25 protein-coding genes are annotated in these 20940 nt (G+C 70.3%); 3 read left to right on the forward strand and 22 right to left on the reverse strand.

Features of this window, described 5'->3' with window-relative positions:
• Positions 1 to 23 precede the first annotated feature (23 nt).
• Positions 24 to 662: a response regulator gene (locus ACIQ87_RS18445; RefSeq protein ID WP_402407850.1), complete on the forward strand. Its 639-nt coding sequence runs from the start codon at positions 24 to 26 to the stop codon at positions 660 to 662.
• Between the two features lie 55 nt (positions 663 to 717).
• On the opposite strand, the gene ACIQ87_RS18450 is transcribed toward ACIQ87_RS18445, so the two are convergent.
• Complete coding sequence (locus tag ACIQ87_RS18450) at positions 718 to 1557, reverse strand: SAM-dependent methyltransferase (RefSeq protein WP_402407543.1); 840 nt, start codon at positions 1555 to 1557, stop codon at positions 718 to 720.
• Between the two features lie 138 nt (positions 1558 to 1695).
• On the reverse strand, positions 1696 to 2463 hold the full coding sequence (locus ACIQ87_RS18455) for a hypothetical protein (RefSeq protein WP_402407545.1): 768 nt from the start codon (positions 2461 to 2463) through the stop codon (positions 1696 to 1698).
• Between the two features lie 314 nt (positions 2464 to 2777).
• On the opposite strand from ACIQ87_RS18455, the gene ACIQ87_RS18460 reads away from it, so the two are divergent.
• A complete protein-coding gene (locus tag ACIQ87_RS18460; RefSeq protein ID WP_402407546.1) occupies positions 2778 to 3284 on the forward strand; it encodes a hypothetical protein in 507 nt (168 codons plus the stop codon).
• Between the two features lie 45 nt (positions 3285 to 3329).
• Here the strand turns inward: ACIQ87_RS18460 and ACIQ87_RS18465 are convergent, their stop codons facing one another.
• The 3 genes from ACIQ87_RS18465 to ACIQ87_RS18475 all read right to left on the reverse strand — a co-directional run bounded on the left by ACIQ87_RS18465 (position 3330) and on the right by ACIQ87_RS18475 (position 6346).
• Positions 3330 to 4343 (reverse strand): DUF1648 domain-containing protein, encoded by a 1014-nt coding sequence (locus ACIQ87_RS18465; protein WP_402407549.1) that lies wholly within the window; start codon positions 4341 to 4343, stop codon positions 3330 to 3332.
• Positions 4340 to 4687, reverse strand: a complete 348-nt coding sequence (locus ACIQ87_RS18470; protein ID WP_402407550.1) for a GntR family transcriptional regulator — start codon at positions 4685 to 4687, stop codon at positions 4340 to 4342. Before ACIQ87_RS18470 ends, ACIQ87_RS18465 begins: the two co-directional genes overlap by 4 nt.
• A gap of 165 nt (positions 4688 to 4852) precedes the next feature.
• A complete protein-coding gene (locus ACIQ87_RS18475) occupies positions 4853 to 6346 on the reverse strand; it encodes an oleate hydratase (protein WP_402407551.1) in 1494 nt (497 codons plus the stop codon).
• Between the two features lie 22 nt (positions 6347 to 6368).
• Here ACIQ87_RS18475 and ACIQ87_RS18480 point away from each other — a divergent pair, with 22 nt between their 5' ends.
• Positions 6369 to 7952, forward strand: a complete 1584-nt coding sequence (locus ACIQ87_RS18480; protein ID WP_402407553.1) for a recombinase family protein — start codon at positions 6369 to 6371, stop codon at positions 7950 to 7952.
• 70 nt (positions 7953 to 8022) lie between these two features.
• Here the strand turns inward: ACIQ87_RS18480 and ACIQ87_RS18485 are convergent, their stop codons facing one another.
• The 17 genes from ACIQ87_RS18485 to ACIQ87_RS18565 form a co-directional block, all read right to left on the reverse strand.
• The gene (locus tag ACIQ87_RS18485) at positions 8023 to 8205 is read right to left on the reverse strand and encodes a hypothetical protein (RefSeq protein WP_402407555.1); all 183 of its coding nucleotides are present in this window, start codon (positions 8203 to 8205) and stop codon (positions 8023 to 8025) included.
• 74 nt (positions 8206 to 8279) lie between these two features.
• Complete coding sequence (locus ACIQ87_RS18490) at positions 8280 to 8657, reverse strand: hypothetical protein (RefSeq protein WP_402407557.1); 378 nt, start codon at positions 8655 to 8657, stop codon at positions 8280 to 8282.
• A gap of 159 nt (positions 8658 to 8816) precedes the next feature.
• Positions 8817 to 9419 carry a hypothetical protein gene (locus ACIQ87_RS18495; RefSeq protein ID WP_402407560.1) on the reverse strand — a complete coding sequence of 201 codons (603 nt, stop codon included), beginning with the start codon at positions 9417 to 9419 and terminating at the stop codon, positions 8817 to 8819.
• 17 nt (positions 9420 to 9436) lie between these two features.
• Positions 9437 to 9613: a hypothetical protein gene (locus ACIQ87_RS18500; protein WP_402407563.1), complete on the reverse strand. Its 177-nt coding sequence runs from the start codon at positions 9611 to 9613 to the stop codon at positions 9437 to 9439.
• A gap of 61 nt (positions 9614 to 9674) precedes the next feature.
• Positions 9675 to 10730 carry a hypothetical protein gene (locus ACIQ87_RS18505; RefSeq protein ID WP_402407565.1) on the reverse strand — a complete coding sequence of 352 codons (1056 nt, stop codon included), beginning with the start codon at positions 10728 to 10730 and terminating at the stop codon, positions 9675 to 9677.
• A 201-nt stretch (positions 10731 to 10931) separates the two neighbouring features.
• A complete protein-coding gene (locus ACIQ87_RS18510; RefSeq protein WP_402407852.1) occupies positions 10932 to 12158 on the reverse strand; it encodes an IS110 family transposase in 1227 nt (408 codons plus the stop codon).
• A gap of 251 nt (positions 12159 to 12409) precedes the next feature.
• On the reverse strand, positions 12410 to 12769 hold the full coding sequence (locus ACIQ87_RS18515) for a hypothetical protein (RefSeq protein ID WP_402407567.1): 360 nt from the start codon (positions 12767 to 12769) through the stop codon (positions 12410 to 12412).
• 175 nt (positions 12770 to 12944) lie between these two features.
• Positions 12945 to 13391 carry an endonuclease domain-containing protein gene (locus ACIQ87_RS18520; RefSeq protein WP_402407569.1) on the reverse strand — a complete coding sequence of 149 codons (447 nt, stop codon included), beginning with the start codon at positions 13389 to 13391 and terminating at the stop codon, positions 12945 to 12947.
• Positions 13381 to 15240: a DNA polymerase gene (locus ACIQ87_RS18525; RefSeq protein ID WP_402407571.1), complete on the reverse strand. Its 1860-nt coding sequence runs from the start codon at positions 15238 to 15240 to the stop codon at positions 13381 to 13383. The genes ACIQ87_RS18520 and ACIQ87_RS18525 overlap by 11 nt, the downstream gene beginning before the upstream one ends.
• Positions 15241 to 15251: 11 nt before the next feature.
• On the reverse strand, positions 15252 to 16805 hold the full coding sequence (locus tag ACIQ87_RS18530) for a phage/plasmid primase, P4 family (protein WP_402407573.1): 1554 nt from the start codon (positions 16803 to 16805) through the stop codon (positions 15252 to 15254).
• A complete protein-coding gene (locus tag ACIQ87_RS18535) occupies positions 16787 to 17692 on the reverse strand; it encodes a toprim domain-containing protein (protein WP_402407853.1) in 906 nt (301 codons plus the stop codon). Before ACIQ87_RS18535 ends, ACIQ87_RS18530 begins: the two co-directional genes overlap by 19 nt.
• A gap of 23 nt (positions 17693 to 17715) precedes the next feature.
• Positions 17716 to 18120: a hypothetical protein gene (locus ACIQ87_RS18540; protein ID WP_402407575.1), complete on the reverse strand. Its 405-nt coding sequence runs from the start codon at positions 18118 to 18120 to the stop codon at positions 17716 to 17718.
• Positions 18120 to 18299: a hypothetical protein gene (locus tag ACIQ87_RS18545; protein WP_402407576.1), complete on the reverse strand. Its 180-nt coding sequence runs from the start codon at positions 18297 to 18299 to the stop codon at positions 18120 to 18122. Before ACIQ87_RS18545 ends, ACIQ87_RS18540 begins: the two co-directional genes overlap by 1 nt.
• Positions 18296 to 18472 (reverse strand): hypothetical protein, encoded by a 177-nt coding sequence (locus tag ACIQ87_RS18550; RefSeq protein ID WP_402407579.1) that lies wholly within the window; start codon positions 18470 to 18472, stop codon positions 18296 to 18298. Before ACIQ87_RS18550 ends, ACIQ87_RS18545 begins: the two co-directional genes overlap by 4 nt.
• Entirely contained in the window at positions 18469 to 18774 is a 306-nt protein-coding gene (locus tag ACIQ87_RS18555) for a hypothetical protein (RefSeq protein ID WP_402407581.1), read from the reverse strand. The genes ACIQ87_RS18550 and ACIQ87_RS18555 overlap by 4 nt, the downstream gene beginning before the upstream one ends.
• Positions 18775 to 18856: 82 nt before the next feature.
• The gene (locus ACIQ87_RS18560) at positions 18857 to 19609 is read right to left on the reverse strand and encodes a hypothetical protein (protein WP_402407583.1); all 753 of its coding nucleotides are present in this window, start codon (positions 19607 to 19609) and stop codon (positions 18857 to 18859) included.
• A gap of 80 nt (positions 19610 to 19689) precedes the next feature.
• The gene (locus tag ACIQ87_RS18565; protein ID WP_402407586.1) at positions 19690 to 20487 is read right to left on the reverse strand and encodes a hypothetical protein; all 798 of its coding nucleotides are present in this window, start codon (positions 20485 to 20487) and stop codon (positions 19690 to 19692) included.
• Positions 20488 to 20940 lie beyond the last annotated feature (453 nt).

Here is a 20940-nt window from a genome sequence, read left to right on the forward strand (position 1 = left end):
CGCTGGTGCGTGCCGCGTTGGAGATGGTGATCGCGGAGACGCCGGACGTCGAGGTGGTCGGCGAGGCGGGCACCGGGGCGGAGGCCGTCCGGCTGGCCGCCGAACTGCGGCCGGACGTCGTGGTGATGGACATCCGGATGCCAGGCATGGACGGCATCGAGGCCACCCGGCTGGTGACCGCGGACGGCGGGCCGACCAGGGTGGTGGTGCTCACCACCTTCGACGAGGACGAGCACGTGTACGCGGCGCTGCACGCGGGGGCGTCCGGCTTCCTGGTCAAGGACATGGCGCTGGAGGACATCCTCGGCGCGGTGCGGGTGGTCGCCGCCGGGGACGCGCTGATCGCGCCGAGCGTCACCCGGCGGCTGATCGGGGCGTTCGCCGCGGCCGCCGCTCCAGCCGCGGCCGCGGTTGCCGCCACCGACTCCGCCACCGACTCCGCCGCCGAGCGGCGGCTGGCGGCGATCACCGGGCGCGAGCGGGAGATCCTCACCCTGGTCGGCCGGGGCCTGTCCAACTCCGAGATCGCCGCCGAACTGGTGCTCAGCATCGCGACCGTCAAGACGTACATGACCCGGCTGCTGGCCAAGCTCGACGCCCGGGACCGGGTGCAGCTGGTCATCCTGGCGTACGAGGCGGGCCTGGTCTCCGTGTCCGGCTGACCGGGCCCCGCCACCGCGGGAACGATTCCGCGCTCGGCCGTGGGGCGCCGGTCGCTCAGCGCTTGACCGCCACGCCCGCGTACATCGCGATGTCCTGGTCGCGGACGGGCGCGGCCCCGGCGTCCGGCCGCCAGTGGTGCACCAGCGTGACCCCCGGGTCGAGCAGTTCGTAGCCCGCGAAGAAGGCCTCCGTCTCGGCCTTGTCGCGGATCTGGAGCGGGATGCCGCGGGCGTTGTACTCGCGACCCACGCCGCCGACCCCCACCGGGTCGGTGTCCCCGGTGAAGACGGTCAGGGCGAGGAAGCTGCCCGGCGCCAGGGCGTCCATGAAGCGGCGCACGATGCCCTGCGGGTCGTCCTCGTCCAGCACGAAGTGGACGATCGCGATCAGCGACAGCGCCACCGGCTGCGAGAAGTCGAGCACCTCGCGCAGCCGGGGGTCGCCGATGATCGACTCCGGGTCGCGGAAGTCCGCGTCCACGTAACAGGTGCGGCCCTCGGGCGTGCTGTCCATCAGGGCGCGGGCGTGGGTCAGCACGATCGGGTCGTTGTCCACGTACGCGACCCGGGCCTCGGGTGCGATCGCCTGGGCGATCTCGTGCACGTTCGGCGAGGTCGGGATGCCGGTGCCGATGTCGAGGAACTGCCGTACGCCGTACTGCTCGGCGAGTTGGCGCACCGTGCGCTGCATGAAGTCGCGGGTGGTGCGCATCGAGATGGGAAGCGACGGCCAGGCCTGCACCGAGGCGTGCGCCGCGGTCCGGTCCGCCTCGAAGTTGGTCTTGCCGCCGATGAGGTAGTCGTAGACCCGGGCGGAGTGCGGAACGTCCATCCGCAGGTCCACCGACGGGGGATCCTCGTGCGGACCGTGCTCGACCCGGATCTCGTTCGCCATGCTCGCTCTCCCGTTGCTGGGCATCCGTCATGGGCCGCCGTGGCAGCGGCCCATGGTGCGCATGGTAACGGTCGTCCAGTGTGATGAGATGACTGGCCCTCAGGCTCGCCCCGCAGGCTCGACTCTCGGACGCGGCTCTCAGGCCTGTGCCTCAGGGTGCCTCCGGTCGGCCGTGGCGGCGTCCGACTGCCGGGGGAGCACGGTGGCCGCGGTGTCACCCCCGTCGGAGGACGGCCGACGGCCGTGCGCCGCGAGTTCGAGTGCGGCGCCGATCCAGGCTGTGCCGAAGGCCCAGGTCGCCAGCCACTCGCCCAGGTAGAGCGGCCGTACCGACCAGTCCGAGCCGACGCCCGTCACCCCGGCCAGGACGGAGAGCCCCAGGGCGGCCAGGATCACCACCCCGGCCACCAGGTACGCCGTGCCCACCCGGGTGGGCTGGGCGGAGCGCGGGTTGCGGAAGGAGTAGAGGCAGAACATCGCCAGCATGACGAACAGCAGGCCGGCGAAGACCAGGTGGAACACCCCGACGGTGCGCTGGACACCGGACCCGCCCCCGGCGGACGTCGGGCACAGCGCCACCCCGAGCGCGAAGAAGCCGGCCGCCGTGCTCCAGCGGTCGTCCCTGCGGTCGAAGCGGTAGCAGATCAGGAACACCCCGAGGGCGCACAGTCCGCCGACGAAGAGGTTCCGGGTGTCGGTGTAGTACGAGGCGCTCATCGAGACCGGCCAGAAGCCGTCCGTGCTGCGCCCCGTCACCACGGCGGACAGCCAGTTGCCGAACGGCAGGGCCGGCGGCAGCAGGATGCCGATCAGGCCGACGCCGAGGCGCAGGATCGCGATGGTCCGAACGTCCTGGATGCTCCGCCGGACGCCGGGGGAGTTCTGCGTGCGCGAGTCGTGAGTCACGGACGCCTCCTTGCCTTTCGCACGGGCCCGCGGGCCCGCTGGTCCTCCGGCCGCGTGGGACGGGGTGGGCGGTGCGGACGGGCGCCGCCACACACCTGAGCGACCGTCAATTGGTGTACCCGCATCAGCGTTCGAAGCACCACCGATTTGAGCGGTTTACGCCCTCGATGACCGTCAGGAGCACCCCTGGGCACCATCTTTCACGGCTGCGCGCACCCGCTCGGTTCACATCCCCGCCGAGGGCGCGGAAGAGCGGCCACCACCAGTCCGACCACGCCTGGCCGAAGCGGAATCGATCTGTACGATCTCGCCCCGTGGAGGAGACGCTGACCACCGAGGCCGCCACCCCAGGCACCCCGAGAACCCCCGGCACCCCCGGGACCGCCCACCACCCGGCGCGCTGGGTCCGTACCCGGCTGCGCGCGAACCCGGCGGCCGCCCTGCTCATGGCGGCCCTCGCGTTCGTCACCGTCCTGCTCGCCGCGGCCGACCGTACGGCCGTGCTCGCCCGGCTGCGCACCATGGGCCTGCGGCCCCGGCAGGGGCTGGCGCTGATCCTCGTGGAGGCGCTGCCGAGGCCCCTGGTGGCGGCCGCCGGCGGCGGGCTGGTCGCGGTGGCGGCGGCCGTCCTGCTCGGGTCGGCCTTCGACCTCTCCACCCTGGTCGGCGCCGCGGCCGGCCACGCCCTGGATCCGGCGGCGCTGCCGGTGCTGCTGCCCACGGCGGGCCTGGCGCTGGTGGCCTGCCTCGGGGTGGTGCTGGAGACGCTGGTGGCCGGGCGGCGGCAGATCGCCACCGAACTGCGCGCGGGGGAGTCCTGACGGTGGTACGGGCCGCCCCGCCGTCCGAACCGCTGCACCGCCGGTTCAGCCGGTGGGCTGCCGGGTGCGCGCGATCAGCGCGGTGAGCAGGGCCGCCCCGCGCTCGGCGTCGTCGACGCTGACCGCGAAGTCCGTCCCCCGGCGGGTGCGGACCACCAGGCAGGCGCCCCCGCGCAGCATCACGGTGGTGCCGAGCCCGTTGATCCGGTAGCCCCAGCCGCCTGCCTGGGCGGCGGTGCGCCGCTCGACGCGGGCGGAGTCCAGCTCGGCGGGGGACCAGCGGCGGGCCGGCCACCCGAAGGGGCCGAAGCCGACGGTCAGGCCGGCGGCGGTCACCCGTACCCGCACCGAGGAGCAGACGAGCATGGTGAGGGCCGGGAGCGCGAGCAGCAGGACCAGCGGCCAACCCACGTCGGTCACCCCGCTGGTGGTGGCCACCGCCACGGCCACCGCCGCCAGCCCGAACACCGCGGCGGCCAGCTGCAGCCACGGGTTGGCGGCGTGGGAGAGCCAGACGAGGTGCGAGCCCGGCGGCACCTCCAGCGCCGGTGCCCCGGCCGCCGGGCGCGGCGCGGGCCGGGTGCCGTAGTGGCGGCTCGCCAGTCGGGCGAGCAGCCCGGCGAGGCCGGTGGCCAGCAGGATCAGGACCACCTCGATGCCCATCGGCGCGGCGTCCTGCCAGCGGGCACGGTCCAGGTTGGCGTGCACGATGGAGGCCTGCGCGCCCGTCAGCAGCACCCCGCCGGCCGCCAGCGTGGTCGCCGCGGCGCCGGGTGCCAGGTTGCCCCGGTACCGCCGCAGGGCCACCGCGGTCAGCACCAGGACCGCCCAGAACGCCGCCGGGAAGAGCACGGCGGCCGTCAGCGACATCGAGTCGTCCGGTTCCCGTCCGCCCCAGTGGGTGGCCAGCGGGTCGGGCAGGCGGTCACGCGCCACCAGTGGCAGCGCGATCAGCAGGGCCAGCACGCCCGCCGACCAGGTCGCCGCCGCCCAGACCGCACCGCGGTGTGCCGGCCGCTCCTCCGCCGCCCTCGTCGAAGTCGTCCCCTCGTCCGTCACGACAGCCCCCTGATCATGTCCACGAGATCGTTCCTGCTGTAGCCGGCCCTGGCCGCGTCCTCGACCAACTTCCGTACCCGGTCCACCAGTTCGGAGCGGGTGTCGGCGCCGGTCGCGATCGTGATGCCGCGGCCCCGGCGGAACTCCAGCACCCCCTCGTCGCGCAGCGTGCGCAACCCGCGCAGGACGGTGTTGGTGTTCACCCCCAGCGCCCGGGAGAGCTCCCGGGCCGGGGGCAGCTTGTCCCCGGGGGCGCACTCGCCCTCGGCGACGGCCCGTCTGATCGCGCCGGCGACCTGTTCGTGCAGCGGTCGGGTGTCCCCGATGTCCAGCTTCAGCAACATGGTGCTACTGACGATAGCATCATTCATGTCACCTGCGACTGCTCGGGGAACGGTGAGCGGGCGCGACGGGTGAGCGGGCACGACGAAGGGGGGCAGGCCCCGGGGCCCGCCCCCCTTCCGTTTTCCGTCTTCCGTCTTCCGTTTCCCGTCTTCCGTCTCGGGCGGCTACCTCCGCTCGTCCTCGATCAGGCCGAACTCCTGCATCAGCTCGCCGATCTCGGTGGCCTCCAGCCGGCGCAGCAGCCGCTTGCGCAGGAACTCCGGCCCGGGCAGGTCGAGTTCGGCGCCGTCCCGGAGCCGGGTGGTGGCGGCGAGCAGCTTGCGCACGTCGTAGGTGGAGTTGAACACCTCGGGCACGCCGCGCTCGACGTCGAGCAGCCGGTAGACGGCCTCCATGCCGGTGCGCACCGAGTACTCGGTGGTGAAGACGCAGTCCCGGGTGGTCTCCGCGAACTGGCCGATGAAGGCGAAGTTGACGGAGCCCTCGGGCGCCACGTCCGGCCGGTCGCCCGCGTGCCGGGGCAGGAAGAAGGACGTCACGTACGGCATCATCACCGGCACGCAGCGGGCGGCGTTCGCGGCCAGCTCGGGGATCTCCCCGACCGGCACGCCCAGGTGGTACAGCCACTCCTGGGTGATCTCCTCGCCGGTGCAGTCCTGCATCGGCTTGCGCACGAAGTCGCCGGGGCGGTCGACGAACAGTGAGTAGACCCAGACGACGACCCGGTCGGCGGGCTGCTTCTTGAAGTGCGGCTGGCGGTTGACCGTCCAGCTCAGCAGCCAGGAGGAGTCCCTGGCGGTGACGATGCCGCCGGTGACCACGCCGCCGCCGAACGGGTCGCGCTTGGCGACCTTCCGGATGTAGCGGGGGATGCGCGGGTCCAGGGTGGTGACGGTCGCCGACTCCCACTTGCTCCGGGGGATGTCGCCGCAGAACACCTCGGGGCGGCCGAAGGCCGGGTCCTTGGCGGCGATCCGGCGCCACAGGTCCCAGGCCGGGGCGGGGCCCTCGTCCAGCCGGGCGGGGGTGTGGTGGTCGCCGTCGTCGGAGTTCTCGGTGAGCGAGCCGATGGTGGTGAACACCAGGTCGTCCGGGCCGAGGTCCACCCCGCCCTCCCGGCCGGCCTCCCGCCAGTGGATCCGGGTGGCCTGCTTGCGCGCGGGGGCGTCCGCGGTGGCGGGGGAGAGGTCGAAGTCGATGTCGGTGACCTCGACCTCGTAGCGGAACCGCACGCCCTGGTCCATCAGCCAGCGGGTCAGCGGCAGGACCATCGACTCGTACTGGTTGTACTTGGTGAACTTCAGCGCGGACAGGTCCGGTAGGCCGCCGATGTGATGGATGAAGCGGTGCAGGTAGAGCTTCATCTCCAGCGCGCCGTGCCACTCCTCGAAGGCGAACATGGTGCGCCAGTACAGCCAGAAGTTGCTGTCGAGGAAGTTCCGCGAGAAGACCTCGTCGATCCGCTTGCCCTGCAGCTCCTCGCGGGTGGCGAGGAAGACCCGGACCAGGTCCTTCTGCGCCTTGTCGTCGAGGGCGAACAGGCCGTCGGTACGGGCGTCCTGGCCGCGGCGCTCGGTGACGCGCTGCAGCGAGAAGTTGGGGTCGTCCTTGTTAGGCGAGTGGACACCCCTACACCTCCGGGTTGCGGGGGTCTCCACCTGACAGGACGGTGGAACAGTGGTGGGCACGAACTACGACGATCTTCCCTTGGTTGACCTTCTGCTCCGCAAGTCGCAGGAGGTCCGCGGGGTGGCCACCCGCGACATCCTGTCCATCAAGGCCCAGGAGCGGCGCGGGCGCGAGTGGGCCGGGGAGAACGGCTACCGCGTCCGCCATGTCTGGCGCGAGAACGTCTCCGCGTTCAAACGGAACGTGAAGCGGCCCGACTTCGACGCCGCTGTTCACGCGCTTCTCGTCGGAGACACCCAGGCGCTCTGGGTCTACGACTCTTCGCGCTATTCCCGCAAGGGCGCGGGAGACGTGCTGAAGATTCTGGACGAGCCCGGGAAGCGGCTCATCTTCGACTACAACCGACTGGACTCGGCTGAGCCGCGGGACCGAAAGTACATCATCCAGAATGCCGAGGAGGACCGCGAGTTCAGCGAGCGTCTGTCCGCGAAGCTGAAGAGCACGAAGGCAGAGCAGCGTGAGATGGGCCTGTGGCTGGGGGCCGCCCCGTACGGCACCCGTGTCACCAAGAAGCGGAAGCTCAAGAACGACAAGAACTGGCCCAACATCGAGCGAATCCACTACGAGGCTGCCGACGGAAAGTCCATCCGGCAGATTGCGTTGGGGTTCGCGCGCGACGGCATCCCGTCGCCGACCGGCGGCCTGTGGAGTCACGGGACCATCAGTAAGATCCTCAGGCATCCGGTCTATCTGGGGTGGCAGGCGATCACCGTCAACAGCATCGCGCAGGTCTACCTGAACTCCAAGGGCAAGAAGGTGAAGGTCTTCGCCAAGGGGGCCAAGACGATCCCCCAGGAGGTCTGGGACCGCCACCGCCGTATCGCGGCCGGCGTCGAGCTGCCCCAGGGGTTCGGGGTGTCCTGGTCGGACGAGACGAAAGCCGATCCCCATCCCCTGGCGAGGTTCCCCACTTACTGTGAGGGCTGCGGGAGCCGGGCGACACTCCGTGGCACAGCGCTCGGGTGCTACCTCTCGGTTACGGGAGGAGAGTGCCCTGACCCTGTCTCGATCAATCGAAATTCGACGTTCACGGAGATCAAGAGGCAGTGGGAAGCGCGTCTCGATGAACATGATCCGCTGGACCCGACGATGCTCGCCGTGGCCAAGGGGTGGGTTGCCTTGTCCCAGCCTGAGGAGAGCAACGCCGAACAGGAGGCTCGCGGGCAGATGAAGCTCGCGGAGGAGGCGGTGGCCCGTCTCGACCGGTTGAACGCGGCCGGAGCCTACGGTGGACGGGACGGTGAGGCGACCTTCGTCAAGCTGAGGCGCGCAGCCGTGGAGGACGTCGAGGCGGCTCGTGCGGAGTGGGAGAAGATCGCCCAGCCGACCGGAGACATCAGCGTCCTTACAGATCCAGCGCGTCGGGCAAAGCTGTGGGAGGCCTCTACCGGGGGGTACCAGCGGAGCCTGCTGCAACTTGCCATCGACAGGGTCTACCTGAAGAAGGCGGCCTACCGAGGGCAGCGGGTGACGGCCGACCGGATTCGGATCGTGTGGAAGCCGCCGGAGCCAGCGATGGATGCCGACCGCGTCAAGCCTGGGAAGAGCAAACGCACGAAGCCGAAGGCGGCGTAACAGAAAAAGGCCCCCGGTCAGCACCGATGACAGTGCCAGCCGGGGGCCTTCGTGCTGGGTCAGACAGGGGTCACCATCCGACGGTCTCAATGTCGGTGGCGAGGTCGAGCGCCACGTGCTCCGGGAGGGGGACGACCGTTCGGGTGAGCTGGCCGGGCGCGGAGTGCTCGGTTTCGACGACGATGACGCGTTCGCCCGCCGGGGTGCGGGCTTCGTAGTCGCGGGCGGCCCGGGGCAGGGTCTGATGATTCACAGCGAGGCGCGCGAGCCCCTGGCGTCGCACGCTCGGGAGGAAGGTCAGACACGCCAAAAGCGGGTCTAGCGGGGTCAGGTGAGGATTGTGCCTCGTTCCGGATCGCTGCAATAGGTGTCGATGCCACCTGCGCCGTCACGGAGACAGACCTGGATGGTGTAGGTGGTACCGACGGGGAGCGTGAGCTGGAGTGGCGTGCCGCAGCCGTTGTTCGAGCCGTCCGCGTCCTGGACCCAGCGGTAGTTGTATCCGTCAGGCCACAAGTGGGCGACTACCCGGAACCCGTCGGGGTTGCCAAGGTCGCAGGCATAGAAGCTCCGGGTGTGGCTAATCTCAGCGACGCCATATCCCCCCTTCGGGGATGTGCCACTGTAGGTGGCGGCGCTGGCGCTGGGAGCCAAAGCGACGGATAGACCGATTGCTATGGCTGTGGAACCAGCGAGGATGGCCATGCGACGGCGGATGTTCACGAAGTCCTCCCATAGGTCGGGTGAGCGGGGGGAGCAACAGTGCATCCATACAGTAAAGCTAATGGAAACTTACGGTCAGGCGAATCCCAGCCATCCGCAGACTTGTCTATAGCGATCGAAGAAGCCTCCTCGTTCGGAGAATCACGCCGCTCCCTTCAGCAGGTAGTTCGCCATGGCGATCTTGGAGGCCACTCCGGCGTCCGGACCGAGAAGTTCGGAGGCGCGCAGGAACGCGCGCTCGCGCTCCGCGGTGCCGGGCTGCGGCAGCATCACGTCCGCGAAGGTCGGCAGCTGCGGCGGTATCTCGGGGACGATCGGCTGCGGGGCGGTGAGCATGTCGGCCAGGGCGGGCTGCGGGAAGGCGGTGGGCGAGGTCGAGCCGCCGGCCGCGAGGTAGGGCAGCCCGGCCTGGCGAGCTTCCTCGGCCTGGCGGGCGGCCTCCATCTCGCCGAGGCGTCGGGCGGCCTCGGCCTCCTCCTGGCGCATGCGCTCGATCTCCAGCGCTGTGGTGCGGGACTGGGCGGCGGCTTGGACCAGGGCGTCGCCCAGTTGCTCGGCGACCTCGGGGTGGAGGTAGATGGAGGCGGCGGTCTCTCCGCAGTGGACGAGGAGGCCGATGTCGCCTTCGCCGTCCACGTGGAGCCTGGCGTAGTCGCGGGGCCCGTCGTACTTGCAGGGGAAACGCTGCTCGCCGTAGTGGACGGTCTGCTGCTCGGGGGCGGGCGGCATCAGGGGCTCGATCATGGTCTTCTCTCTCCTCCTCAGGTGAACAGGGCTACGAACGCGTGGACTTCGCGGGCGGAGTGCCCGGCGTCGTAGCGGACGGTCTGGCCGTCGCGGGTGATCTCCAGGCCGTAGCCGTCGCTGTCGTCGTGGCCGGCGAAGACGCGCAGGGTCGCGCCTCCGGTCAGTTCGTAGGTTCCGACTGGGGACTTCATCGCTCTGGGGCCTCTCCGTGGGGGTGCGCCAGGGTTGAGGCAGGGCGGTTAACAGCGGCCTTCACGCGGCGGCCCGCAGCTTGCGCATGGCGCGCGACCAGGTGGCCTTGACCGTGCCGGGGGTCTTGCCCAGGGCCTCGGCTATCGCGGCGGCGTCGAGCTTCCCGGCGTCGGTGAGCATCGGTGGGTTGCCGTCGAAGCCGTAGGCGAGGTGGGCGATGGCGACCTCGGTCGGGGACATGCGGGCCAGCAGCTCGACGGCCTTCACCTGGGCGGCGGCGGCGAAGCGGGCGCTGGTCTCGGCCTCCGCGGTGTGATCGACGATGGCCCCGGTGGCGTGCTTCCCGCGCTTCGCGCCGGTCACCTTCACGCCCTTGCAGCGCACGGCGTCACGGGAGACAGCGAGTGGGTTATGCGCGAGGGAAGGCTGGAGGTCGGTGCACCAGCCCGCCGTGGTCGCAGCGCCGACGACCGGCCGGCCGCCGGTGACGGCCAGGTGCAGGCGGGCGGTACGTGGGGTGGTGCCGAGCGCGCTGTACTCGACCAGGTGGTCCGGGTCCTGGGTGGGCGAGGCTTCAAGCGAGCCCTCGGAGACGGCGGCGATCGGCGCGGGGCGGACGAAGGCGGCGGCGACGAAGTCGGCGTGCTCGGGGGTGAACCGCCGCTTGGCGTCCGGGTGGTTGACCAGTTCGTCCTTCGCGGCCTCGACGTCCCCGCCGCTGCGGGAGAGGGCACCCATGAAGGCGCCCGCGGCTGACCTCGGTGCGGCGGGGGCGATCTCGCGGGTGGCGGCGGCCCGGCCGTCGAGCTTGGCCCGCTGGAAGGCGTACGAGGTGAACTCGGCGGTGTTGGGGCCGTCGACGTCCCAGTCCTGGAGGGCGCGCCAGAAGCTCAGCCGCATCTCCTGGGCGATGTCCTGGGCGGCCTGATGGCTGTCGCCCTCCATCTGCTGGGCCCGCTTGCGGGAGATGGACCGGGCGATGCCCTCAAGCCCGTTCAGGATCTCCTCCGTTGCGACGCGTCCCCGGTCGAGCTTGCCCACGCCGGTGAGGGCGGGCAGGGGCTTGGGGGTCTGGGCCTGGCGGATGAGGGCGGGGGTGATGCAGGGGGAGGACATGGAAATTCCTTGGCATGTACAGGACAGTAATCAGGGCGTGCGGTATCGCCGCGCGGCGGACCGCAAAAGGGCATGGCGAAGCCAGCGGCCGGCGCTCGGGCCGCGTCAGGGCATGACAAAGCCCCTGCCGGTTCGGTTCAGCCGAAGGGCAGGGGCCTGGAGAGGCCTGAGGTCAGGTCAGACACCCCATGTCGTTGGGTGTCAAGCGGCGAGGGCTTGGGCGTGGTGTGACCAGGCGGTTGCCTCGTCGTAGAGGGTGCGGGTCTTGAGGCAGCCGTGGAGTATGCCGACCAGGCGGTTGCCGACCTGCCTCAGGGCGGGGTTGTAGCCGGCCTCACGGGCGCGCTGCTTGTCGTAGTAGGCGCGGGCTCCGGGCGAGGCCCGCAGGGCGGAGAACGCCTGGGTCTGCAACGCGTCGGCGAGCCGGTTGTTGCGGACGTAGCGGGCCTGGACGGTGTGGCTCTTGCCGGAGGCCCTGGTGACGGGGCTGGTGCCGGCGTAGTTCTTGCGGGCCTTGGCGGACGCGTAACGGGTGGCGTCGTCTCCGAACTCGGCGAGCACCCGGGCACCGGTGATCTCCGCGATGCCGGGCATCGACAGGTAGATCTCAGCGTCCGGGTGCGCGAGAAAATGGGCCTTCACCTGCCCTTCCATCTCGGTGATCTGCTCGTTCAGCGCGATCAGCACACGCGCGTGGGCGGCGGCGGCCGCCGCGTAGGCGGCGGTGACCGGCTCGGGCAGGCCGAGCTGCGGTTCGCGCAGCGCCGCCTGGATCGCGGCCGCTTTCTCGTCCCGGTTGCGGCGCCGGGCCCGGGCCAGGACCGCGGTGATCTGGGGGCGGGTCAGCTTCGCGGCCGTCGCGGGCGTGGGCGCCTTGATGAGCAGTTCGAGCGCGTCCGTGCTGGTCAGTGCCAGGTCGGCGTAGGCCGTGAGGGCTGCGGGGAAGTACTCGCGCAGCGTGCTTCGCAGTCGCTGGAAGGTGCGGGTGCGTTCCCAGATCAGGGTCTGGTGGGCGCGGGCGACGACCTTGACGGCCTGGGCCTGCTCGCTGTCGCCGGCGATAGGCCGCAGCTGGTCGCGGTCGATGCGGACCATGTCGGCCAGTGCGTGCGCGTCGCCCTTGTCGCTCTTGGCTCCGGAGGTGGCGTACCGCTCCTTGAACCGGGCGACCTGGCGCGGGTTGATCGCGTACACCTGGTAGCCGGAGGCGATCAGGGCCTGCACCCACGAGCCGCGGTCGGTCTCGATCCCGACGACCACCCGGGCCGCGTCCAGGTTCTCGCCACCGTGGCGGGCGAGGAGTTCGTGGAGTTTCGCGATGCCCTCCACTCCCTCCGGCAGCCGCGCGGCGGCGAGCCTGCGGCCGGTCTCGTCCTGGATCTCGACATCGTGATGATCTTCCGCCCAGTCATCGCCGATCAGCAGCAACATGCCCTCCCTGTCAGGTCGTTCACTTCGTCGAGCAGCCTGCGGAAGGCGCGGCGCGCGGCCTAATGGATCCAGTGCTCACGCCCTCGGGGGCGGGCACGCCACCCCATCAGCGGTCTGGCCTCCCGGCCGACCAGCCGGGGCACGGTCTGACCTCAGAGCTCGAACGGCTCCGGCGGCGAGAGTGCTCACCTGCTGGCGGCTACGGCACCGAGTCTTCTACAACCCGGTAGCTCCCATTAGGCCGGCATTCAGACTTCCGGGGCGCTGCGGCGGGTGGCCGCGGGGTTCGAGAGGGCGAGAGAGCGCGTGAACAGCGCCATGCAGCGGGTGATGAGTAGGTGCAGGGCCCGCCTGAAGCGGGCCCTGCCTGATTCGGGACTCACGGCCCTATGGGTGTGCAGGGTGGCTAACGCGCGCAACTCCAGTTGCTTGATCTGGCGGGGCAGCGGGTCCAAGCGGAGCGCGCCCCCGTCGGTGATGCCGATCGCGCGCCAGAAGTCCCGGACGGTCCGGGTGGTGGCTGTCGCGATGAAACGGCGACGGGCGCGGGCGATTCGGCTCAGGAGGCGGCGAATGCCCGCGAGGGCGGCGCCCTGTTGGCCCGTCATCACCACTCCCGCTCCCGAAGGATGTTCCAATATGCATAAGATTGCGTGCAGACAGTAAGGGTTGCGCTGCTTCGTCGGCAACGACCCCTTTGGGACTTTTGGCCTAGTTCACAGGTCCCGATCATGTAAATAAGCAGGCAACATTACGTAAAGTGATTGTAATGTGAGCTGGGTCTCATTTGCCGTGGTCGCGGAGGTATTGCGCGCCCTTGTCGAGTCGGGCGGAGGAGTCGCCGAAATGGCCCAGGGCCGCGTTCTCGCCTCGGCAGAGCAGCCTCCGGATGGCTTGGCCCACTGGCTTGGCGTGGTCGTGGTCGACCACCAGGCGATCCCCAGCGACGGCTCTCTGACCGCAGATTGCGCACCGCCACCGTTGGCGGCGGCCCATCAACTCGTACTCGGCCAGGGTGATGCCGTAGATCCGGCGCAGCCGGGCGTCCCGGCGCTTGCGGACGACGGCCGGGTCCGTGCTGGCCTTGTGGTTCGCGGCCTTCACGCACGACCGGCAGACGTTCGCCCGCCCGGTGGGTGCGCGCTTGCGCCGGCCGAACTGGCCGAGCGGCTTCTCGTCGTCGCAGAGCTCGCAGAACTGCGTGTGCTCGCTCTCGGGCTCACGCCGCATAGGCCCACTCCTCCGGGAGTCCGTAGCCGTCGGCCCACGAAGGCCCGTAGACCTCGGCGTCGGTGTCCAGCGGCACCCCGAGCAGGCTCATCCTCATGGCGTCCGCGCACGCCTGGGCGACGTCCGCGGCCTCCCGCTTCGGGGCGGTCCCTACGACCTCGTCGTGCACCCACATGGTGAGGTAGGGGGTCAGGCCCTGGTCGTCCATCGTGATCAGCGCCTGCCCCATCGTGTCGCGGGCTGTGGACTGGCAGGCGTACGCGACGGACTTGTACAGCTTGTCGCGGTCCAGGTGGAGCCTGCGGCCGGTGACCGTGGTCATCGTGCACTTCTCCGCCAGCGCGGTGCGCTGCATTCTCCGCGCCCACCGCTTGATGCCGGGGAAGGCCCGGCTGTAGCGCTGGAGGGTGTCGCGCATGACCTCCACCGGCTGGCCGGTCTGCTTGGCCAGCGTCGCGGCCCCGCCCTGGTAGGCGGTGCCGAGCCCGGCGATCTTCGCCAGGGTGCGCTGGGCCTTCGTGTAGTCCTCGCCGAACATCATCTTGGCCGCGAAGCCGTGCAGGTCCGCGCCCGAGGCGATGGCCCGGATCATCCGGGATTCGCCCGACAGCGCCGCCAGCACGCGGAGTTCGACGGCCTGCTGGTCCACGGAGAAGTAGACGTGGCCCGGTTCGGCGACCACGCACCGGCGCACCTCCCAGCCGTGGGAAGGCAGCTGCGCCATCGCGGGGTCGGAGTGCGAGGCGCGCCCGGTCTGGGCGCCCAACGGGTTGATCTTCGGGTGGATGCGGTCGCGACTGTCGCGGTTGGCCAACATCGCCTCGGCGTAGCTGGTCGACCACTTCCCCGCTCTCTTGGCCCGCAGGACGGCGTCCGCGAGCCGGTTGGGCTCGCGCATGCCGAGCCGCTGCCAGTCCTGGTCAAGGTCCGCCATCGGCAGCAGCACCTCCTTGGCCACCGACAGCGCGCCGCCGTCCGTCTTCTCCGTCAGCCGCTCACCCATCCCGAGCAGCGCGCCGGCCACCTGGTCCGGGGAGTTCACCGAGGCCACGCCGAAGCGGGCAGCCACCGCGGAGTGCCACTTCTTCTCGTCCGCGAGCCGGCCGACCAGGCCCTTCGTGTACTCGGGGTCGATCAGCATCCCGGTGCGCTGGAGCTTGGCGCACACCAGGGCGAGCCGATGTTCGTAGGGCAGCAGCGCCGCGCGCAGGCCCTCGGCCTTGTACCGCTCCAGCAGCTTGGGCAGCAGTCGGGCGACAAGGAGAGCGTCGAGACCGGCGTACAGCTCGTAGACGTTGTGCGAGAGGGCGATCCGCGCCCAGCCGTTCTCCTTCGTCAAGCCCAGGCTGTTGAAGACCTTCGTCAGGTCGTTCTGGGTGTCGGGCGAGGCCGGGTCGACGTACCAGGCCGACAGCGGCTTGAGGCTGAGGCCGACGCCGCCCTCGTAGTCATGGCGGCTGTCCAGGAGATGGGCGGTCACCCGGGAGTCCTGGGCACGTGGGTAGAGGTCTTCGAGCTTGATGCCGAACTCGGTGTCCACCTTCAGCGCGTCGAAGGCCAGGTTGTGCGCCACCAGGTTCGGCAGCTTCGCCAGCGCCTCGATCGCCTCCGCGCGGAACGGGCCGCCGAGTTCGACAGGGATCACCCACGCGGTGTGGGTGTCGCCGAGCTGGACGAGGCGTATTCGGTCGGTCCAGGCCAGGCCGGTGGTCTCGGTGTCGAAGCCCAGCAGGGTGCCGGCCGCCGCGTGGGCGGTCCACCAGGTGCGGAACTCCCGAAGGTCGTCCACTCGTTCGGGGACCTTGATCTCGACCGGCTCTCCGGCCAGTCGGTACGGGTGTACCCGCATGTGCTCTTTTCCTAGTCGTTGGTGGGGGCGAAGATCCCGGGGCCCGCTGCGATCGGCTCGGCGGCGAAGCGCACGCCGAGCAGCATCCGTCCCTTGTTCATGCGGTGCTGGCGGATGCCGCGCTCGTCCAGCGCGGAGACGAAGCCGCGGCGGGTCCATGCCTTCTCGCCCTGGGCCTCGCACCAGTCCCGGTACGCGTTGTAGGCGTCCTGAGCGGGGACGTGGTCCCGCTCGCCGCCGGTCTTCACCAGGACGTCCGTCAGGAACTCCGCCAGCGCGTCCGAGTTCTCCTTGAAGTTGGAGGTGGCGGTCTTGATGCAGTCGGGCTCCTTCAGGCCCTCGGCGTACCACTCGACCGCGCCGGCGACCGCCCACGCGGCGATGCCCTCGGCCTCCTCGCGCAGCGTGGCGAAGATCGAGTGGTCCCGCTCCTCCGGCGTGAAGTACTTGTCGAACTTGATCAACTTCACGCGCCTCCATAGCCCTTCGTCCTGGCTTCGGAAGCTGGGCGTGTGGTTGGACGCCAGCCACAGCAGGAAAGTGGGTTGGTACGTGAAGAAGTTCTCCCTCATGAACCTCGCGGTCAGCTTGTCCGACCCCGTCGCCCGCTTCAGCACGGACTCCGACATCGGCTTGCCTGCCTCTCCCTCCGAGGCCATCACCATCCGGGCACCGCGCAGCGCGGCCAGGTCCGCGGGGATCGAGCTGCCCCGGTCCTCGAAGGTCTCGAACCGGGTGGTCTCCGACAGGTCCCCGAACACGTACGACAGGGTGTCCAGGAAGACCGACTTGCCGTTGGCGCCCGTCCCGATCAACACGGCGAACGCCTGCTCCGCGGTGCTGCCCGTGATGCCGTATCCGCACAGCCGGCGGATGTAGTCGACCATCGACGGCTCGGAGGGGAACACCTCCTTCAGGAAGCGCCGCCACCGCTTGGCCTTCGCCAGCCGGTTGTAGTTCCACGGCAGGGACTTGGTCAGCATGTCGTCGGGACTGTGCGGCCTGAGAAGCCCGGTGCGCAGGTCGACCGTCCCATTGGCGAACGACAGGAGGTGCGGCTGGTTGTCGAAGTCGTCCACCGAGCAGTTCACCCCGCGCACCGAGGCCAGTTCGCGGATCAGGTCGTCGATCCTTCTCGCCATGGTGAAGCCCTTCGCCGCTTTCGCCAGCGGGAGCGCCTGGACCTGCTTCTCGTACTCGGCCTCCAGCGCGTCCCCGGCCAGCTTCAGCGCCAGCGCCTCGCGGATCACCGCCTTCTCCCGGGCCAGGGTCTCGACCATCGCCGCGCCGAGGTCGTGGGCGGCCTGGCGCACCAGCACCTCGTTGCGCACCCAGTGCGTCCCCGACCACACGTGGAACCCCATGCCGTCGGCGTAGCGGATGCCGTTGCGGGTGTACTGCACCAGTGCGTGAGCGTTGACGATGTCACTCGCCCCGTAGCGGGACGCCGCCTCACGGTAGGCGGATACCGCCTGCTCCGGCGGCAGCGTCAACGCGGGCCGTTCCGGTTCGTACGTGGTGGTCAGGCTGTCGATGTTGCACGCCGTCACCGGGTGGATCTCCAAATTGCGTAGTCCTTGAAACCGGCGGGCAGGGTCAACCGCCGGGCGGGCACGCCCCGTTCGTGGAGGGCGGCCAGGATGGTCTGGGCGAAGGCGCGGCCGGAGCGGTCGTTATCACCGCACACCCGCACGTCCTTGTCGGCGAGGCCGGCGGCCAGCGTGTCCAAGGTCACCGGGTCCTTGTTGAGCAGCGCGGCCCCGCGGACCCCGACGGCGTTGAAGCCGTCGGCGACGACGGCCAGCGGGTCCGACAGGCCCTCGGCGACGATCCACGGCGCGGCCGGGTCCGGCCCGGGGAACACCCCGTACCGCTGCCACTCGAACCCGTCCGGGTTGGCGAGCGAGATCCACCGCACCGGGCAGCGCCCCGACAGGTCCCGGCCCTGCGCGCCCCTGGCCACTCCTGCGAAGTCGTGCATCGGCACGACGAGGCGGGGATAACGGACGAACGAGGTCGGAGCCCAGTCGGGGCACGGCTGCGGACCGGGCCACCAGCGCAGGCCCAGCCTGTCCTGCTCGGCCGCCGCCAGGCCGAAGCGCTTCTGCGCGTAGGCCACGGCCGGGACGGCGTCCGGCTCACCGGCCGGCAAGCTGTCCAGCCACACCCGCAGTGCCGCGGTGAGGAACGGCGAGACCGGTTCCGGCCGGGCCTCGGCGACGGCGACGAGGCCCTCCGGGTCCACGTTGAACAAGTGCCGGGGCAGCAGGCCCATCCCGGCCACGATGTCCTCGAAGGCGCACCCGGCGCGGCAGGCCAGGCCCACCATGCCGGACGTCTTCAGGTTGAGCCACAGCGACGGCTTGCCGTCGTCGTGGGCCGGGCAGCGGGCGACCCACTCACCGGGCTGGTAGTCCCGCCGCTCCTCCAGGCGGTCCAGGATCGCCGACATGCGCACGGCCCTCTCCTCTTCTCTCAGTAACCGGCCTCGCGGAGGGCCTTGACGATCGCCGCGTGGGTGCGGATGGAGGTGACGGCGTACCCGTCCTCCGTCTTCGCCCGGGGTTTCTTCACGTACGCGACCCCGAAGGGCTGGCCGGCGTTCTTCGCCTCGGCCTCGGCCTGGCGGACGTAGGCGGCGAGGTCGAACGACTTCTCCGCCTTGCACTCCCCGGCGAACGGGCGCACCCCGAGGTCGGCGATGTCGTTGACGCCCTCCTGGACGTTGCGCCGGACGTTGTCCCGGTCGGTCGGGTCCTTCCAACGGACAGCGCGGTCGCCGTCCTTCCAGAACTCCCGGTACTGGCCGAGCTGTTCGTTCAAATAGTCGGCCACCGCGGATTCCCAGGCGGTGCCCTTCGCCTTCGCGTGGTTGGCCACTAGGCGGTCACCACGCTCAGGGCAGCGCCCCGGAACACGCCGACCGCTGCGGCCTGCCAGAAGCGCAGCCAGTCCGCGCGCTCGCGCGAGCCCGCCAGGAACACGATGGTGTCCCCGGGCCCGGCCCGGTACAGGTCGCCGATCGCCGGGGCGCAGCCGGGGCCGATGCGGTAGATCATGTTTCCTCCGGTGCGCGGGGTTCGCGGAAGTCGGCGGTGTGCGCGGCGTCGCTGGCCCGCAGTAGTCGGCGTGGTGAAGCGCCTTCGGCGGCGAGCGCGCGGGCGCGGCAGTGAAGGAAGGTCCGGCGCTGCTCAGGCGGAATCCGCCACAGCGGGGTGAAGTGGTCGGTCAACGGGCTGTGCCCTCCTCGGGCAGGTGGGCCCAGGAGGTCCGGCGGGCGATGTGGCGGCAGGCGCGTTCGGAGATGCCGAAGGCTTCCGCGAGGGCGGAGAGGCTGGCGCCCAGGTCGGCGGCGCGGCGGATGGTGTAGACCTTGCGCTCGGTCAGCTTGGCCTGGCTGTTGCGGGTGCCGGCCGACGGCGGCCGGGGGGACTCGCGGAACGCCGAGCGCATGATCTGCTGCGCGCGGTCGACGTCCGGAAGGGGGTTGATCATCCGGGCCGGGATCGGCTCAGGGCCGGTCAGGGTGTGCACGTGGTTCTCTCTCCGGGTATGCGAAGCGGGACCGGCCCCGAAGGACCGGCCCCGCTGGTGGTGCTGGTGTGTGGAGCGCCGGTTAGAACGGCGGCTCCTCCTCGATCGCGGCCGAGGGGCTGTCGGTGATGGCCTGCTCGTACGGCTTGATGACCTTTACCGTGGCCTTCTGGTAGTCCACGTCTCGGCCGGACTTGCTCGTGTACTGCACGCGCTCGTTGATGAGGTGGGCGAGCGAAGGGCCGCCGGACTTGGCCAGCGCGCCCTTCAGCGCCGGGAGTTCGGGGATCAGCGACCAGCCCGAGGTCTTGTAGCGGAAGCGGCCCAGCTCCAGGGCGTGGGGCAGGGCGAAATCGATTTCGATGGAGGGCTTGGGGCCCCTCTCCGCCTTGGCACGGTCCTTGAGCTCGGCGATGGTGCCGGGGCAGCGGCACGGCACGCCGACGTCCTCCGGCGGGCTGAGGAAGGTGCGGGTGTCGCAGTGGTGGGCGAGCTTGCCGTTCACCCACTGCTTGAAGTCGAGCGAGACGGCTTCGGGGCCGTCGATGACGACCTCCACCCGGTCGGCGTCGGTCTTGACGGCCATGGCGTCCTCGGCCTCGGTCTCCCGCTCGTACGGCTCGCCGCCCAGCAGCTCGGCCACGGCTTCGGCGGTCGCCGGCAGTGCGGTGGTCACCATCCACTGGTGCTGGGCGATCGGGAAGCCGCCGTCGGGGGCCGCCTCGTAGTTGCGGAAGACGCCGGCCAGGTCCGGGCGGGCGTTCGCCTCGGCGCGTTCCGCGCGCTCGGCCAGCTCGGGGTCGCTGGCGAAGATGTTGTCGAGTGCGTTGCTCAAGTGCAGTCCGTTCTGTCGGGGCGGGGCCGCCGGTCGGTCGGTCCCGTGATGTGTGAGGCGGGAGGGTTAACAGGCCCCGGTCAGGCAGCTCGGCGGGCGGTGCCGGTGAGGTGGCCGACCTCGTTCTTCCAGGCGACGCGGCCGATGATCCCGGCGTCCGAGGCTCGGTCGTCGGTGAACCGGCGGCGCAGGGTGAGGAAGCGCTCGAACACGGCGCGGTCGATCTTCACCGGGCGGAACTCGGCCCGCTGCGGGGTGATGTGCAGCACCGCCCCGGCATCGACCTTCGGGAACGCCTGGATCGCGCGGTCCACGGTGATTAGGTCGTCCGCGTGGGCATAGGCCGCGAGCTGCGCGGCCACGGAGGTGTAGACCGACTTGGAGGTCTTCAGGTCGCCCAGGACCGTCTTGCCGTTGATCTTCACCATGAAGTCGAACGACCCGGCGTACTCGTGCTCACGCGACCAGGCCACGTCCTCCGCGAACAGCAGCTCGGGCTGGTAGCGGTCGAGCCACGCTTCGATGTGCGGGACGTACGGCTCCACGTCGTGGTGCGGGTACGGCACCTCTTCGCCGCGCAGGCGCAGCTCGAAGTAGTCGTGGACCAGGCTGCCGACGTCGGCGCGGACCTTGGTGTAGCGCTTGGCCGCGAAGCGCAGGAAGTCCACGGCGGCCTGCCGGTCCCTGCTTGCGATGCGCTGGACGACCTCCAGGTCGGTCACCGCGCACTCGGCCGCCATCGACGCTGACCAATCCTGGAGGAACGGCTTGGCCTCCATGTTCAGGATGGACGTCACCGAGGGAGCGAGGTCGCCCGACTCCGGGTGGACGTAGTAGCGGGACCCCCGCTGGTGAATCGTACGGACGCCTTCGGACATGCGGTCCTTCCATGTGCGGGCACGCAAAAGCCCCGGCCGTCCGAGGGGACAACCGGGGCTGATGGAGCCTTACTTACCTTACTTACCTTACTTACCTTACTTACCTTACTTACCTAGCCGATCCCTGCTCAGCGACGGCGGCGCAGTAGCTCCCACGTCACCGGTCCGGTAAGACCGACGGCGGCGGCCGTTGAGGTCGGCCAGCCGACCTGGAGGTGAAGCGACGCGGTCGTGAGCACACCGTGTCCGTAGATCATCAGGTCTCGCCAGGTGACGGGCCTGTCGCTACCCCCGGAAGAGGAATCCTGCTCGTTCTGTGCAATCATGAGGGTGGTCCTTTCGGGTCCGTGAAAGAGGGAACGCGAGGATCAAGCGGGTCACCCTGGCCGGGGTGACCCGCAGTCGCATTGGCATCTTAGGGCCCGTCAGATACCGTGTCCAAATCTCCGGCGA

The sequence above is a fragment of the Kitasatospora sp. NPDC096204 genome (assembly GCF_044763205.1).
In the GTDB taxonomy this organism is placed as follows: Bacteria; Actinomycetota; Actinomycetes; order Streptomycetales; family Streptomycetaceae; genus Kitasatospora.